This is a genomic window from bacterium, assembly GCA_008933615.1.
Lineage (GTDB): Bacteria > CLD3 > CLD3 > SB21 > SB21 > SB21.
On the sequence record WBUR01000003.1, the window covers coordinates 1 to 15,424 of the forward strand.

At 43.8% G+C, this 15,424-nt stretch carries 14 protein-coding genes and 1 pseudogene; 7 read left to right on the forward strand and 8 right to left on the reverse strand.

The window, feature by feature from the left end:
- The 4 genes from F9K33_01500 to F9K33_01515 form a co-directional block, all read right to left on the reverse strand.
- Nucleotides 1–160: 6-carboxytetrahydropterin synthase QueD (locus F9K33_01500; GenBank protein KAB2881174.1), on the reverse strand; the 160-nt coding region annotated here is incomplete at its 3' end.
- A gap of 12 nt (nt 161–172) precedes the next feature.
- Nucleotides 173–415 carry a hypothetical protein gene (locus tag F9K33_01505; protein ID KAB2881175.1) on the reverse strand — a complete coding sequence of 81 codons (243 nt, stop codon included), beginning with the start codon at nt 413–415 and terminating at the stop codon, nt 173–175.
- A 28-nt stretch (nt 416–443) separates the two neighbouring features.
- Entirely contained in the window at nt 444–1,436 is a 993-nt protein-coding gene (locus F9K33_01510; protein KAB2881176.1) for a diguanylate cyclase, read from the reverse strand.
- A 3-nt stretch (nt 1,437–1,439) separates the two neighbouring features.
- Nucleotides 1,440–2,222 (reverse strand): VWA domain-containing protein, encoded by a 783-nt coding sequence (locus F9K33_01515; GenBank protein KAB2881177.1) that lies wholly within the window; start codon nt 2,220–2,222, stop codon nt 1,440–1,442.
- Between the two features lie 199 nt (nt 2,223–2,421).
- Here F9K33_01515 and F9K33_01520 point away from each other — a divergent pair, with 199 nt between their 5' ends.
- The 4 genes and pseudogenes from F9K33_01520 to F9K33_01535 all read left to right on the forward strand — a co-directional run bounded on the left by F9K33_01520 (nt 2,422) and on the right by F9K33_01535 (nt 4,899).
- Nucleotides 2,422–3,756, forward strand: coding sequence for a tetratricopeptide repeat protein (locus F9K33_01520; protein ID KAB2881178.1), 1,335 nt, complete (start codon nt 2,422–2,424; stop codon nt 3,754–3,756).
- Nucleotides 3,757–3,769: 13 nt separating this feature from the next.
- Nucleotides 3,770–4,267: a transcriptional repressor gene (locus F9K33_01525; protein ID KAB2881179.1), complete on the forward strand. Its 498-nt coding sequence runs from the start codon at nt 3,770–3,772 to the stop codon at nt 4,265–4,267.
- A 77-nt stretch (nt 4,268–4,344) separates the two neighbouring features.
- Nucleotides 4,345–4,569 (forward strand): DUF433 domain-containing protein, encoded by a 225-nt coding sequence (locus F9K33_01530; GenBank protein KAB2881180.1) that lies wholly within the window; start codon nt 4,345–4,347, stop codon nt 4,567–4,569.
- Nucleotides 4,566–4,899: pseudogene (locus F9K33_01535) on the forward strand (hypothetical protein). The gene F9K33_01530 and the pseudogene F9K33_01535 overlap by 4 nt, the downstream one beginning before the upstream one ends.
- Nucleotides 4,900–4,914: 15 nt before the next feature.
- On the opposite strand, the gene F9K33_01540 reads toward F9K33_01535, so the two are convergent.
- The 4 genes from F9K33_01540 to carB form a co-directional block, all read right to left on the reverse strand.
- Complete coding sequence (locus F9K33_01540) at nt 4,915–5,982, reverse strand: peptidoglycan bridge formation glycyltransferase FemA/FemB family protein (GenBank protein KAB2881181.1); 1,068 nt, start codon at nt 5,980–5,982, stop codon at nt 4,915–4,917.
- Entirely contained in the window at nt 5,979–6,293 is a 315-nt protein-coding gene (locus F9K33_01545; GenBank protein ID KAB2881182.1) for a hypothetical protein, read from the reverse strand. The genes F9K33_01540 and F9K33_01545 overlap by 4 nt, the downstream gene beginning before the upstream one ends.
- Before the next feature lie 164 nt (nt 6,294–6,457).
- Entirely contained in the window at nt 6,458–7,522 is a 1,065-nt protein-coding gene (locus F9K33_01550; GenBank protein KAB2881183.1) for a type 2 isopentenyl-diphosphate Delta-isomerase, read from the reverse strand.
- A complete protein-coding gene (gene carB, locus F9K33_01555; GenBank protein KAB2881296.1) occupies nt 7,519–9,261 on the reverse strand; it encodes a carbamoyl-phosphate synthase large subunit in 1,743 nt (580 codons plus the stop codon). The genes F9K33_01550 and carB overlap by 4 nt, the downstream gene beginning before the upstream one ends.
- Before the next feature lie 521 nt (nt 9,262–9,782).
- On the opposite strand from carB, the gene F9K33_01560 reads away from it, so the two are divergent.
- The 3 genes from F9K33_01560 to F9K33_01570 are packed head-to-tail and all read left to right on the forward strand — an operon-like array spanning nt 9,783 to nt 15,411.
- Nucleotides 9,783–12,668, forward strand: coding sequence for an acyl--CoA ligase (locus F9K33_01560; GenBank protein KAB2881184.1), 2,886 nt, complete (start codon nt 9,783–9,785; stop codon nt 12,666–12,668).
- Nucleotides 12,669–12,684: 16 nt separating this feature from the next.
- Nucleotides 12,685–14,535 carry an AMP-binding protein gene (locus F9K33_01565; GenBank protein KAB2881185.1) on the forward strand — a complete coding sequence of 617 codons (1,851 nt, stop codon included), beginning with the start codon at nt 12,685–12,687 and terminating at the stop codon, nt 14,533–14,535.
- On the forward strand, nt 14,536–15,411 hold the full coding sequence (locus tag F9K33_01570) for a hypothetical protein (GenBank protein KAB2881186.1): 876 nt from the start codon (nt 14,536–14,538) through the stop codon (nt 15,409–15,411).
- Nucleotides 15,412–15,424: the final 13 nt, after the last annotated feature.

Here is a 15,424-nt window from a genome sequence, read left to right on the forward strand (position 1 = left end):
GTACCGCATAATCTACGGTCATACCGTTTTCATCCGTCGTTTCGCATCGCAATCCGATTTTTATTTCCCAATTATGGCCGTGAATACGCGCACAGACTCCCGGATAATTTCGTAAAGCATGCGCGGCGGAGAAAGTTTCGACAAGTTCTAACAGGTACATAAGAGTTTCTTTCTAAGGCTGAGTTACTTTATGCAAATACGTAAGCGCCGCCGGAACGTTTTCAAATAGGATCAACTGGCAAATCGTTTTTCTTGAAAAATGAAACAGGAAAAGTTCATCATGCAGCTCATACACAACATAATACTTATCATCATCCATTCGTCCCGTTTCTTCAATCAAAGAAGACTCCGGATGGTCATGAACGGCTTGGTAAAAAATATCCAGGTTTTCGCGGAGGAGTTCAAGTGTCTGCATGGATCGCGGAGGACGCTGTGAGGGTTATTTAGAATTTTAATTTACTGATACGGTCTTTGAAAATATTGGAAGCCGGATTGTAGAGTACGACCTTGTTCCGTCCTGTTTCTTTTGCTTCGTACAGCGCTTCGTCGGCGGTGCGCATGATGGCATCGGCTTCCATGCCGTCTTCCGGATGCCTTGAAATTCCGACGCTGATACGTATATTAAAATCCTGTTTATCGTACGGCGAATAAAAAAAGCGCTCATTCAAATCTGCACGAATACGGCTCATGACCATTGCGGCATCTTCTCCGCGCGTCATTGGCATGATAACTGTAAATTCCTCACCGCCGTAACGGCACACGATGTCCTGCGTTCGTAATGATTTTTTAACGTGCTGGGCCAGTGATGACAGAACAAAATCTCCTGCACGATGCCCGTACGTGTCGTTGAACTTTTTAAAATGATCGATGTCAAACATGACCAGCGCCAGGGGTTGCTGGTAACGCCTTGTGCGGTTAACTTCCGTCGGCAGACGGTCGTCAAAAAAACGCCGGTTATACACGCCGGTCAGTGAATCCACGTAGGTCAGTTTCATGAAATTACGCGAAACCTGGATCGCGCGCTCTATCCTTACTTGCAGCTCCTGCAAATCAAAAGGTTTGATCAGCAACCCGTCTCCGCCGGCCTTGAATACGTTAATCTTAGTTTCAAGATTGTTCACCGCGGTCATGACTATGATCGGGATCAACATCGTTCCGGGTTGTTCCCGCACACGGCTTATCAGTTCAAATCCATCCATCTCGGGCATGATAATATCGGCCAGGATAACATCCGGTTTTTCTGTCGTGGCGATCTGCAGACCTTCCAAGCCGTTAGATGCTTCAAAAATCTCATAGTCCCTTTTCCCAAGAAAATCCAGGATCATATTTCGTACGGCGGGATTATCCTCCACGAGCAAAACACGTGGTTTTAATAAAGCGCCTTCACCGGTGGTCGGTTCGGCAGAATTTTCAGAAAGCTTTTCTTTTTCGCTCATGATTTAACTGATACCTTGCAAAAGTTTTCGTTTAGAGTCTGTGAGCACGCCTTTTTTTCTAAGTTCGTCAGTGTAAGCCTGAAGCAGCAGAGGATTCGATTCTTTAATGCTGACAGCCACGATCAAATCGACCAGATCATGGATCGCTTCCAGCGTGACAAATTTACCGCCTGTTTTCTCTGCGAGAAATTGAAAATTATTGATCGTTTCCGTGACATTATTACACAAGACCGTGTAAATTTTTACATTTTTTTCGACCAGTTTGTCCGTTTCAATTCGGTAATCCCGGCCGCTTAAACAATCGTCGAAACTGTCCATCACGCCGTGAGGCGGTTTGTCCCCGATGAGAATAATGGCCTTACCTTTTGGCCCTTTCGTCCAGTCAAGTTGATTTGCCTCATAAAGCGCGCATTCAACCGCTTCTGCGCCTCCACCGCCTGCGCCGGGCATGATATCGGGAGATCTAAGAAAAGCGGTTATTTCTTCTTCTTTTTCAGAAAACGCCAATGTCTTTGTAACGTAAGGCCCTTGTTCATGGTCTTTGTATACAATGACGGAAATGCGTGCGTCAGGCACTCTTTTGCGAATTTCGCGAATGATCAATTGAACATTGACCTGAACTTCCGACAAATAAATATCCATACTGCCCGTCGTATCAAACATGAAAACCACTTCCAGAGGGCTGGTTTTACGCGCTTTGTCCAGTATCGGTTTCGCCAACGATTTGTGTTCGGCGATTTTCTTAAGCAATGCTTCTTTTTGTTTCTGAACTATTTCTCCGCTCATGAAAAAAACTTTCAGGACAGCGTGTGATACGAATATAACGAGATGGGTAGGGTGAATATAGGTCAAATTATCCGCTTAGCAAATAAAAATTTTCAAAAAAAACTAAAATATATTGAGCCTGACTTTGCATCCCGGTATTGCACGCAACAAGTAATTACTTTATATTTTTAGCATACTTATTGAGATTAAACGATTTCATATGAACGAATTTTCAGGAAGCCCATGGAGGCCGGAAGGCGAACAAGGGAAAAGTGATTCCATTCAACGCCAGAAGAACTTGGTTTCTCCGGAGGATTTTTTCCGGGCGGCGCAGACCGCTCAGGAGCAAAAACAATTTCAAACGGCAGCAGATTATTACCGAAAAGCGCTCGCCATGAACCCAACGTATCTGGAAGCCTGGTTCTATCTCGGATATAATCTAATGGATATCAAAAACTATGAAGAGGCCATAATCGCATTTCTCAAAGCTGTTGAAATTGAAACAGACGAGGATCATTTCAAGCCTTATAGCTTTTATAATATCGGACTTAGTTATTATCATCTTATCCGGGATGAGGAAGCGCTTACGTGGTTCAACTCGGCGATCACGCTTAGGCCTGATTACGTTCCTGCGATCAATTACGTAGGGCTCATTTATTATGTCAGAAAAGAATACGATACGGCCATAGGTTATTTCAACCGGTGTCTTCAGTACGACCCGAAATATATTTATGCCTATTACAATTTGGGACGTTGTTATTATTATCAGTTCAAAGACGACTTGGCGCTGGAGAAATTCATGAAAGCGTTGGCAATCGATCCTAATCATGCCGAAGCAAATAATTATGCGGGGCTGGTTTACCTTAACAAAAAATTATATCCGACGGCCATCGGGTATCTTCATAAGGCTTTTTCACTTGATCCGCAGTTTGCCGCGCCGGCGTATAATCTCGGTATTTTGCATTACGAACAAAAGCAGTACCCTCAGGCATTGGAGTATTTCAACAAGACCTTGCAGATCGATCCCAATCATGCCGATGCATGCAATTATATCGGTCTGGTATATCACGACCAGAAAATATGGGATCAGGCGATTGCCTATTATCATAAGACATTAGCAATTCAGCCGGATTACAAATTTGCTTTGTATAATCTTGGACTTACTTATTATCATCAAAAGGATTACAAACGATCGATTGAGTTCTATGAAAAATGCCTGGTGATCGATCCGACGTACGTGTCCTGCCAGTATAATTTGGGGTTAGCCTATTATCAGAATAGCGAATTGCAAATTGCATTACGCCATTTTGAAGAAGCTGTACGGCTGAAACGCGACCACCATCATGCTCAGTATTACCGCGGCCTAATCTATCACGGCATGGGCTTACGCGAAAAAGCCCTGCAGGTTGTTGACGAATTGAAAAAAATTGATTATCCTTCTGCTAAAGAACTCTATAGAGAAATAATGGGGAAAGAACTACAGGCAGTTACCGCTCCCCCGCCCGGAGAAAAGCCAAGAGACGAACAGTTCGGGCCAAGCCACCGCGATCATTAATATAGGATTCACTATGATCGAAGAAGACAAACAGAAAGAAGTTCACAAAGAACTGCGGAACTATCTGCAGATGCAGGGGCTGAAGGCTACGCCGGAACGGTTTGCGGTATTGGATGAAGTGTACTCGACCAACTTTCATTTTGAAGCCGATGATATTCTGGTTCGGATGCGGAAAAAGAAAATGCACGTGTCGCGCGCAACGATATACCGTACGTTGGAACTTTTGGAAAACAGCGGCCTGATCCGGAAAGCAAAACTAGGCGAAACCAAAGCGTATTACGAACACACGTACGGCCGGCATCATCATGAACACATGAAATGTACGCAATGCGGGCGCGTCATTGAGTTTGAATCGGAAGAAATTGAGAAACTCCAGGATGTGATCTGCAGGCAATATAATTTTCAAATGACCAACCACATTTTACATCTTTTTGGCGTTTGCGAAGACTGTCAGAAAACTACCGATGGTAAAGCAAAAAACAATTATACGACGGAATTGACGGTGAAGTAATCGAATGCAGTAGAAAACTGATAGTCAAGTCGAAGAAATTATTTGATTTTGTATACATAAGCAGATAAATTAGTCTCATGATTTATCAAGACATCATAACTATTGAGCCTGGAAAACGAGGCGGAAAGCCCTGTATACGACATATGCGCATTACAGTATATGACGTATTGGGATGGCTAGCATCCGGAATGACAACTGATCAGATTTTGAAAGATTATCCTGAGTTAACCATGGACGATATTCAAGCCTGTCTGCAGTTTGCTGCAGATCGTGAACATACAATTACGTCCGCACACCATTGAAATTACTTTTAGATCAAAATTTATCGTTTCGATTGATTGGCCAACTTAGTGATTTATTCCCCGGTTCAGTTTCATGTGCGTTTGCTCGGGATGCATGAAGCCGAAGATCGTGTGATTTGGAATTATGCAAGGGAAAATGGATTCACGATTGTTACGCAAGATTCAGATTTTCACGAACGAAGCATATTGTTCGGTTTTCCCCCAAAGGTTATTTGGATAAAGGTTGGCAATACGTCGTCTCAACATATTCTACATATTATTCAAACGCATTATCGCGATATTGAATTGTTTGAAAACGATCGCGATTCCGGTTGCCTGGAATTGTACTAATAGTTCCAATGTATTTCACTCCTCCAGCGACGTCTTGATCTTCCCTGTTTTTAGGAACCTCACAGCCATCTTAATCCACTTCGCGCCCTTCTCGAAAACGAGATACCAGAACGAATTAAGGATTAGTTCGTACGTACCGATCCAGTTGGTTTCGGTCTCGCAAAATCCTTTTTTGAACCGATAGACTCCCCATAACGGGTGCTGTTCGTGCGGATGCGCCGGAATTCCCCAGAAATCATAATATTCGACGCCGCGGGATTTCGCCCATTCGATCGCGCGCCAGTGAACGAGGTGGTTGGGCATGAGATTGCGGTGTTCGTTTGATGAAGCGCCGTAGAGGTAGGTCATCGTTTTACCATACACCGTCATAAAAACTGCGGATAAGGGTTTCCCGTCGTAGTAGGCAATAAAAATCGAACCCATTTTTTTTTCCGAAAGCGTTTTCCACAAATGGGTAAAATACGATTTTTGCAAGATCAGAAATTTATCCCGTTCGCTCGTTACTTTAAAAAGTTTATAAAAAACTTCAACACCATCTTGCGAATTTTTTTCCTCGACTGTCACGCCCTTTTTTTCGGAGAGTTTGATGTTGTAGCGCGTTTTGTGATGAAACGATTTGATCAGAGTATCTGCATCCGGACGGATGTCTAAAATAATTGTGCCGCGCGGCTGAATGTTTTCCGGGTTGTAGCCTAATCCGTTTGACGTGAGGTTTTTAGCAAATTCGATATCATTTTCCGGAATTTCCGGGTCGCAGCGAAAGACAAAAGCATTTTCCTTTTCTGCTAAGTTACGAATAGAAGAGAAGAAGAATGTAATCAGATCGGAATTTTTATTTTTGAAAATCGGTCCGCGCGGACCATAAAAGATAGATCTGCCGACAAAAGGCAGCGCTCGCTTGAGAATGAGCGCAACGGCTAGAATATTTTCACCTTCATCCACAACTGCGGTATAAAATGGTTTCCACGAACCGCTTTTAACCTTGCCCCATTCGTAACTTTGAAGTATCGAGGCATTGGGCGAAGCCTGAACGAAGGCATTCCATTTGTTTTCGTCTTCAATCTGTGTAAATTTCATGATCATGCTAACGAAGTAAAAAATTCGTACTTTCTTGCCTTCAGACCGCCTGGAATTGCCGCATCCAAGGCGCCAAATATTTCCGGATTTTGCGTTTCGATATTCTCTTTAATTTCGTGAAACGTTTTAATATCCGAAAATTGTCCGCTTTCCATTGCAGTATTCTTCTTATCCGGATCGAGGCCAAGTGAAAATCGGTAGGATAGGCATCCGGAATGATTGGAATAAAGTTCAGTTATTTTTTTAGCCAAGACGTTGAATATTTCTAATTTTTCAAGATCGATCTTGTAATAACAATAATAATCTATATTACTCATAGTTTAATTGTGTAAGAAACTGAATTCAGAAACCACAAAGAGCACAAAGCTTTTCACAAAGGACACAAAAGAACAGTTTCTGTCAATACTACTTTGTGACCTTGTGATTTCTCTGTGAACTCTGTGGTTGGTATTACGGCTTAGTTGAATTCATATCGCCAGTATCATAAAAACTGCGTTGTCAAAGACGCTTTTTTTAATTTTTTTATATTTTTTGATCCGGTCAGGAACATGGCCAACTTTAATTCCTTCTGAATGTAGTCTATTTCGTTTCCAAGTGCCTGAGCTCCATTCTCCATTAACACTTTCAACAGCGGCCTTGCCATACCTGTCATGTCGGCGCCGAGAGCGATCGATTTGGCGATATCCATGCCGTCCCTTATTCCACCGGATGCAATTACATTCAGCTTTTTAATACGCGACACTTCCTGAATACACACGGTGGTCGAAATTCCCCAATTCCTGAATTTTTTCGCTAAACGGTTCTTGTCCTCAGAAGATTCGCCGGCATGTTTGCGAAAAGACTCTACAGCCGACCAGGAAGTTCCGCCCGAACCGGAAACGTCGATATATTCGATCCCAACATCATACAAGCGTTTTGCAGCGGAATACGAAATTCCTGCGCCGGTTTCTTTTACGATAACAGGGATTTTCAATTTTTTTATTAATCTCGAAATTCTATCCAGCGCGCCTCGGAAATTAACATCGCCTTCGAACTGAACGGCTTCCTGCAAAGCGTTGAGATGGATCGCCAGCGCATCGGCTTCGATATCGTCCAGCAGTTTTTGTAATCGTTTGAAGTTGAGTCCTTTGATGACCTGCGCTACGCCGATATTTCCTATAATCGGAATAGTCGGCGCATTTTTTCGAACGATGTTATAACTTTCCAAATACGAGTCGTCTTCGAGCGCCTGACGCTGGCTTCCGAGTCCTAGCGCTAATTTCTTGCCCTCACACACAAGAGCGAGATTACCGTTGATCTCCACTGCGCCTTCATATCCGCCGGTCATACCGGTGATCATAAGTGGAAGCCACAATTTCTTTTTTAAAAAAGTGACCGAGGTGTCTATATCCTTCAGATTCAGTTCAGGCAGGGCGTTGTGAATAAATTCGATCCGTTCGAATCCCGCCGTCTTGTCGTGATAGGCGACGTCCTCGGTCAGGCAGATGTCGACATGGTCTTTTTTACGGCTAGGTGTAGAGGGTTTTTTGGTGCGGCGTTTATTCATTTCAGCGTCGCATGAAGTTCCTGAATGCTCATCACTTCCAGTTTCTCCTCTTTGATTGCTCTTATTCCTTTAACCAGGCCGATCGCGCCGGGGATGGTCGTGATCATTGGAATTTTAAACAACATCGCTGCCTCGCCGATATAGCGCTCGTCCAGTTTTGCGGTTTTTCCCGTCGGGGTATTGATAACGAGATGAATTTCTTTGTTCTTGATCCGGTCGATGACGTGCGGACGGCCTTCCTGCAGTTTAAAAACATGTTTCACATCGATCCCGGCCTCGAGTAATTTAGTCTGTGTGCCTTCGGTTGCGTAAATCGTAAAACCCAATTCCGTCAACTCTTTTGCAATCGGAGCGATCTTATTCTTGTCCTGGTCGTTGACCGTAATAAACACGCCTCCGCTCGTCGGCATCTGCATGCCTGCGGCAATGTGCGCTTTGGCGAGCGCTTTGGGAAAATTATCCGCAATACCCATCACCTCGCCGGTGGAACGCATTTCCGGACTGAGATACATGCGGATGCCTGGAAATTTGGCAAAAGGAAAAACAGGATCTTTGACGGATGTGTAATGCGGAATAATTTCTTTTTTCAGGCCGAGTTCTTTCAGCGATTTGCCAACCATGATACGCGCTGCCATTTTTGCGAGCGGAATGCCGATCGCTTTGCTGACGAATGGCACGGTTCGTGACGCGCGCGGATTCACTTCCAAAACGTAGACGTCGGAATTCTGCACCGCATATTGAATATTGATCAAGCCGATCACGTTGAGTTCTTTTGCAAGCTGCGCTGTACAAACACGAAGCTTGGACAGCGTTTCCTCCGAGGCCGAGTACGGAGGCAGCACGCAGGAACTGTCACCGGAGTGAATGCCGGCCTCTTCGATATGCTGCATCACGCCGCCGATAAAAACCTCTTTGCCGTCGCAAAGCGCATCGACGTCAAATTCTATCGCGTCCACCAAAAATTTATCTACGAGAATCGGGTGTTCGGGTGAAACGTCAATCGCCTGCGTCATGTAGCGTTCCAGCGCGTCATCGTCGTATACGATTTCCATCGCGCGGCCGCCGAGAACGTAGGAGGGGCGAACGAGAACCGGATAGCCGATCTTATTGGCTATACGATGCGCTTCGTCAAATGACGTCGCGGTGCCGTATTCCGGACACTCAATATTCAGGCGGCTGAGCAACGCGCCGAATTTTTTCCGGTCTTCCGCCATGTCGATATCGTCCGGCGAAGTGCCTATGATCTTCACGCCGGCTTTCATCAGAGGAATAGCGAGTTTAAGAGGCGTCTGTCCGCCGAACTGCACGATGACGCCTTCGGGCTTTTCCACTTCAATGATATTCATCACGTCTTCGAAGGTCAGCGGCTCGAAGTATAACCGATCGGACGTATCGTAATCCGTACTCACCGTTTCCGGATTACAATTGATCATGATCACTTCATAACCCTCTTCCTGCAAAGCATAAACGCCATGCACGCAGCAGTAGTCAAATTCAATGCCTTGTCCGATGCGATTTGGCCCGCCGCCGAGAATAATGATTTTTTTCTTTCCGGTTTCCGTTCGTTCCGTTTCCGATTCGTACGTGGAATAGAAATACGGCGTCTCTGCTTCAAATTCCGCCGCGCAGGTGTCTACGGTTTTGTAAACAGGAACGATGCCCATGCTTTTGCGAAGCGAACGTACGGTGAGTTCGTCCGACTTCCAGATAAACGCCAATTGTTTATCTGAAAAACCCATTTGTTTTGCGCGGGTGAGCAGTTCAGGCGAGATTTTTTTCTGTAAAAATTCTAATGACGACAATGACTATCCTCCGTAATAATTGCCGCCAAACTACATATTAAGAGTCATTCTTTCAATGATAATTTTAATGTAATGGTGCGAAGATTAGCAAAAGAATCGAACACGGATGATACCGATGGAACGGATTACTAATCAGAAAGGAATACTTAGTAGAAGAAAATTTCTACCGTCATTCTGAAAGAATCTTTTTTGAATTAAAGAAGAAATTCCGCGCGTAACTGAGTCTTGCAAAGATGAAGGTGCTGTTCACTCATTTTACAATTTCAAAATTTTTTTAACCATAGGCTAAATAATAAAACTTCAATTCAAGCCCATCCAGCCCTCTCCGGCAAGGCGAAATCAATTGCATATAATAATCGGAAACAATAAACTTATTTCACAACAAGCGAGTCTTACAAATCGACGTGCTGGACAAAACGAAAACCGCCTAAGAACACAATTCAATAGGATCAAGACTAATGAGACTATCAACGCTTGATACCCTCGACTGTCCGATCTGTCGCTCGAACTACGACGCCAAAATAATTGAAGAAAGAAATAAAAATATATACTATGGATTTTTAGTATGCGCAAAGTGCAATACGTCAGTTCCGATATGCGCGGGCTTTGCACTTTTTTCCGAGACCGGTTTGTATCAAGGAAAAAGCTGTACTCAAGACGTTCTGCAAAAGTTGGAGAATTCTTTATTCGACGATCCCTATCGGTATGAAGTGTTTGTTCGCCAAAAATCCCGCAGGCCCAGTCATGACGCGTATGCTACCTTTCAGCCATTCAATGAATCGTCCCAAGCATTTCTGCCGCTCGTTCCTCTGCTGAGACGGATTTTAAAACCGGGTGACCGTATTCTGGATACGTGGTGTCGAACGGGCTGGAGCGCGGGATTTCTGAGCGGTTTATTTCCAGACCAACAAATTATATCAATCTGGGAAGGCAATTCCGATACTTTGGGCTATCGTGGTTTTCGTTATTGGTATTCGCAGCTTCCGGAAGACAATAATATTGAAATAGTATTTCATTCAATGAATCAGCCGCTCCCGCTGAAGAATAATTCGTTTTCAGCCGTGCACGCCTTAGACACTTTGCATCGATATAAGCAAGACATCGTCATTCCGGAACTCTTAAGGGTAGCGAAACAGGACGGTGCGATCCTTTTCCCTCACGTTCATTTATCCAATGCGCAGCCGGTACCTTACTTTGACCGCGGAGGAACTATTCTTCACGGCACAGATTACAAAGAACGCTTTGGCAAGCTGCTTGCGGGCAGCGGCCGAAAAGTTTTTGTGCTTTCGGAACCGGAAACATTTCTAATCACGAAACCAAAACCTCTACAGGATAATTCAGAAACTTCGGATTATAACGGCCTTGTTGTCGTGGTTCCTGAGAAGTTTGAGGGTTATCATCTCTATCGTGAAACGATAGATCCCGATGAAGCTGGCGCAGCCTACCTTATTGTAAATCCGATTTATACTATTAACCTGAGCATTGGTGCCGTGCAACTTGATGGAAACAAACTCAGCGGCTCGGTTGGCAAATTATTTTTCCGTCATCCTATTTATGAGAAAAAACTCAGATCGGCCGCCATCAATACACTCACAGTTGAAGAATGTGAAGTGATTTATTGGGCTAAGAAAGCAATGGCGGTTGCCGCAATTGCATCGAAAATGAAAAAATCGGTTTCTGAACTCATGGAGATTATCAAGCCGCTTCTGAAGTCCGAACTGGTTCAATTGCATAAATTGCCGGAAATGATTGCTCGATTACAGTATTTCCATTCCGATCAATTATATATTACGCCGTATCGCCATCAGACGATAAAACATGTTTTTGAAAATGTTGTCCTACGTCATGCGGATAATCCGATTCTGATATCCGATGAAGACGGCAGTACGTTTTTATATCGCGATGCGGCGGAAGTTGTAGACGCAATCGCAAAGAAACTTTTGCAGTCAGGTTTGAAAAAAGGCGACCGAATCATAGTTTATTCTGCGATGCACTCAGAGGCAATCTTTTTGTTCTGGGCAGCGATGCGGATGGGTATCGTCTTCGTTCCGGTAGATCACCAGACGCCAAGGCCTGCTTTCGAAGAAATTGCCAAAAGAGTTGATGCAAAACTTATATTTTGCGATCACGAGCGTACACATGCTATTACGGAGATTACGCATGTCTCATCAATACTCTTTGATACGGATAATTCAGAAGCAGAGCAGAAACGGCTTGTCTTTTCGAATTGGGTAAATGACCGAAGCGATGATTCATTCTCATTACCCGAAGTTGTCCCGGAAGACGAAGCGGTAATATTGTTTACATCTGGAACGACCGGTAATTCCAAAGGTGTACTTTTAACACAGGGCGCGTTGTATCGAAGCGGACTACAGATGAGCGAAGTCTACGAATGGGAAACCCGCGATGTGTTATTATCCATGGGAGAATTGCACGCCATGAGCGGCCTTCGTAATCCTTGCATCGCGCCTTTATTCACAGGGGCATCTATTGTAGTGACCTCTTCAAGAGTACGAAGCAATGTGATAGCCCTTGCCCAGTGCATTCAAGAACGAAAATGTACGATACTAAACACCGTTCCTTCTGCAGTACGGCAATTTGATCAGTTTACAGAACGGATTGGACGGGAAATGCTTTCTTCCCTCCGCTGCTTGTTGTGCACCGGCAGCGATCTCTCGGAGGCCTTGATTCAGTCATTCGAAGAGCAATACGGAGTTCCGATATTGGATTATTATGGTTTGACGGAGACCTGCGGTTTCTGTATCGGTGTTCCCTTGCAAGGACGAGAAAATGCGAAAGGGACCCTCGGTTTACCTGTGGGATGTATTGCGCAGGTTGTAGACGAAAACGATCGGATTCTCGAGTTTGACCGGATCGGAGAATTGCGCATCTACAGCGAGAATTTAATGGATCGCTACTATAAAGAGGAAGCTCTTACGAATGCCGTTTTGAGAAATGGTTGGTTCTATACGGGTGACTTGGCCAAAATCAAGCCTGATAATCACATCGTTCTGACCGGTCGGAAAAAAGATATTATTAAGGATAAGTTTGGAAATGTGGTTTTTCCGGTAGAGGTCGAGCAATGTATATCGGGGCACCCAGGCGTTGCGGATGTCGTAGTGGTAGGATTTCGGCCTATGAACGAGGATGAAAAATTGGCCGCATTTATTGTTCCGCGCGACGAATCTGTGCAAACGGATGATTTATTGAGTGAATTACGAAGTCACATTCGTAATACGATCGGACCACATAAAATTCCACAGATTCTAAAATTACGAGGCGGGATTCCGATGAATTCCAATGGAAAACCCGATAAAAAAATATTAATAGACGAACTTAATTAAGGAATTAAAATTGCAAATGAATAACAAATATTATCCGGCCAGCTTTATTGAACTGTTTCAAACGATTGAAAAAAACTGCCCGGCAGGCAAACCTTTCGTTGTTACAGATACCACATTGACCTACGGACTAGCTGTGGAAAGAATCAAACGGCTGTCAAGTTTGTACCACAACATGGGGCTGCGCGCGGGTGATCGTGTAATCATTGCAACTAAAAACGACACCGACTTGATCGTTTTTTTCTTGTCCTTACTGCGATGTGGAATTGCCGCGGTGATCGTTGATCCCGAAACGAAGGCGGTTCGCCTGAAAGCATTGATAAAAAAATCGGAAGCTAAGGCGATTGCTGTGGATTCCGATTTACGTAAAGATTTACTTTTGGATGGCGGAGCTTTCCAGATAATTGAGATCAAAAAGGGTTTTGAAGGAAAAAGCACTTTACTTAAGAAACTGATTCAATCAAAACCTGTTGAAAAAAACGAGACGGCATATCCGTTTCTACTGGAAAACATTTTGCCGATGGATGATACTCAGGAAATTGATAACGATTTGGACGCGTACATACTATTTACCTCCGGTACGATCTCTGAACCAAAAGGGGTTACCATCAGCCACAAGAATTTGTTCGCGCATCTGGCCACCTTGAGTAAGCAATTTGACCATAGCCCGGATTCACGCATTTTAAATACGCTGCCGTTGGATCACACCGACGGCCTTATTCAAGGCCCTATGATCGCATTCTTTAATGGCGCAACGGTATTTCGTCCATTGAAATTTAGTATTCAAAATATCGGCAGCATATTGGATTCTGTTTACACTTACCGTATTACACATTTTGAAACCGTTCCGACCATGCTTGCTCTCATCAACAAGTTGGCAACCGGATATGAGGAAAGTTTTGCGACAGCCGATTTTCGTTTTATTATATGTTCTGCCGGATATCTGGAAACGGCCCTTTGGGAAAGTTTCGAGAAACGGTTTAAAACCAGAGTTGCAAATTTTTACGGGCTCACGGAAACGGTAACCGGCGGCATATTCTGCGGGCCCACGGATAAAGATTACCGAACAGGAACTATCGGCAAACCTGTTGACTGTGAAGTGCGAATTGTAGACGATAACGGGGCAGATGTTCCGGGAGGCGCTGTTGGCGAGATCATAATGAAGGGCGACCACATCATGAAAGGTTATTGTAATGCTCCGGAAGAAACGGAAAAAGTCTTGAAAAACGGATGGTTCTATACCGGTGACCTTGGATCGCGCGATGACGAAGGCTTTTACCGAATTGCAGGACGTAAGAAATCGATTATCAAGTCAGGAGGCATGAACATCAATCCGTATGAAATTATCGAAGTTGTCAATATGCATCCGAATGTTTTGGAGTCAGCTACGATCGGTTATCCGGACGACACATGGGGAGAAATTGTTGTCGCCTGTGTCGTATATAAATCAAACGCCGCTTTGCCGGACGGTGAACTTATTGAATTTATCCGAAAATATCTCGAGCCGTACAAAATACCTGCGCGCATTTGCGTCATGCCTTCTTTGCCTAAAAGACCTTCGGGAAAAATTCAAACAGAAGAGTTAAAACGTGCCGTTGAAAAATTATTGAAAGGCTCAGACGCAGCAGAAGACATTGATGTGGAAACGGTCATACTACAAACAGCGGCAAAATGTTTTCATGCCGACATCGGCTCCCTACGTATTGAGTATGGACCTGCGGAATTAACCGGTTGGGATTCGCTTGCACATCTGGAATTTGTCACCGAGATTGAAGACAAGTTAAATATTGAATTCACTACGTCTGACATCATGCGCATCGAACGGTTAGAGGATATAAAAACAATAGTTTTTTCAAAACTAAATGGATAAATGAATTATCAGAGCAAATCGTCCCCCATGTATGTTTGGGGTATGACGCTTATACTTGTATTCGTCGGCGTTGCTAGTTCTTTCTTTTTCGTTGATAGATCTTTTGTTCGTCAAAATATCGAAAGACTGCATCTATCCAGTAACGCAAGCGAAAAACGTGTAATTGCTATCGGCTCTTCTCTTTTGGGTCATGCCACATTTTACGACTATTTCATGTCAGATTTTGGCAGAGAAAAGGGTTTCGATGCATTTAACTTCTTACAGATAACGCGGGGAAGCGGATCGTTAGAAGATTTTGCCCCACTTATGCATGTAATGGCCACGGCAAAGCCAAACATTGTCGTAATCGAGTCCAATTTATTGTTGTTGCGTGATAACAAGATTAGCCGTCTTAATGTTGCGATAAGACGACACAAAAAATACCTGAGAAAAATCCTTTTTTTACCATTGCGTTACGTCCTCGGTTCAAAACCAAGAAAAATAGAAATGACAAGGGACCTGCCTTATGAGCCAGCAAGACTCAACCCTACGTTTCTTAAATTTGCGTTGGACGACATGAAAGAACAAGAGGTAAGAGACGTTGTTCTACCCATGGAAATGGAAGAGTTTATAATTTGTGCAAGAGAACAAAAAATAACGGTTATTCTTGCGGATGTTCCGCGGTATGAAATGTTAGAAGATGTGATACTTCAGTCGCCGATGAACCAACAAAAAATGTCCGCTCTTATTCTAGATCTTCAAACAAAATACGGAATAGAATATTTGAAGTATCCCGACAAACTTGGCTTGGATAACTATGTGGACTTTTATCATTTCAATCAAAAAGGGAGAGAGCGTTATTCTTACTGGTTATTATCCTGTTTGTCAAAACTCTAACGGAGTAATTACG

Bases quoted from the DNA above. Each gene is read 5' to 3' on its own strand.
- F9K33_01505 (KAB2881175.1), bottom strand. From the start codon at position 415: ATGCAGACACTTGAACTCCTCCGCGAAAACCTGGATATTTTTTACCAA.
- F9K33_01510 (KAB2881176.1), bottom strand. From the start codon at position 1,436: ATGAGCGAAAAAGAAAAGCTTTCTGAAAATTCTGCCGAACCGACCACC.
- F9K33_01515 (KAB2881177.1), bottom strand. From the start codon at position 2,222: ATGAGCGGAGAAATAGTTCAGAAACAAAAAGAAGCATTGCTTAAGAAA.
- F9K33_01520 (KAB2881178.1), top strand. From the start codon at position 2,422: ATGAACGAATTTTCAGGAAGCCCATGGAGGCCGGAAGGCGAACAAGGG.
- F9K33_01525 (KAB2881179.1), top strand. From the start codon at position 3,770: ATGATCGAAGAAGACAAACAGAAAGAAGTTCACAAAGAACTGCGGAAC.
- F9K33_01530 (KAB2881180.1), top strand. From the start codon at position 4,345: ATGATTTATCAAGACATCATAACTATTGAGCCTGGAAAACGAGGCGGA.
- F9K33_01540 (KAB2881181.1), bottom strand. From the start codon at position 5,982: ATGATCATGAAATTTACACAGATTGAAGACGAAAACAAATGGAATGCC.
- F9K33_01545 (KAB2881182.1), bottom strand. From the start codon at position 6,293: ATGAGTAATATAGATTATTATTGTTATTACAAGATCGATCTTGAAAAA.
- F9K33_01550 (KAB2881183.1), bottom strand. From the start codon at position 7,522: ATGAATAAACGCCGCACCAAAAAACCCTCTACACCTAGCCGTAAAAAA.
- carB (KAB2881296.1), bottom strand. From the start codon at position 9,261: ATGGGTTTTTCAGATAAACAATTGGCGTTTATCTGGAAGTCGGACGAA.
- F9K33_01560 (KAB2881184.1), top strand. From the start codon at position 9,783: ATGAGACTATCAACGCTTGATACCCTCGACTGTCCGATCTGTCGCTCG.
- F9K33_01565 (KAB2881185.1), top strand. From the start codon at position 12,685: ATGAATAACAAATATTATCCGGCCAGCTTTATTGAACTGTTTCAAACG.
- F9K33_01570 (KAB2881186.1), top strand. From the start codon at position 14,536: ATGAATTATCAGAGCAAATCGTCCCCCATGTATGTTTGGGGTATGACG.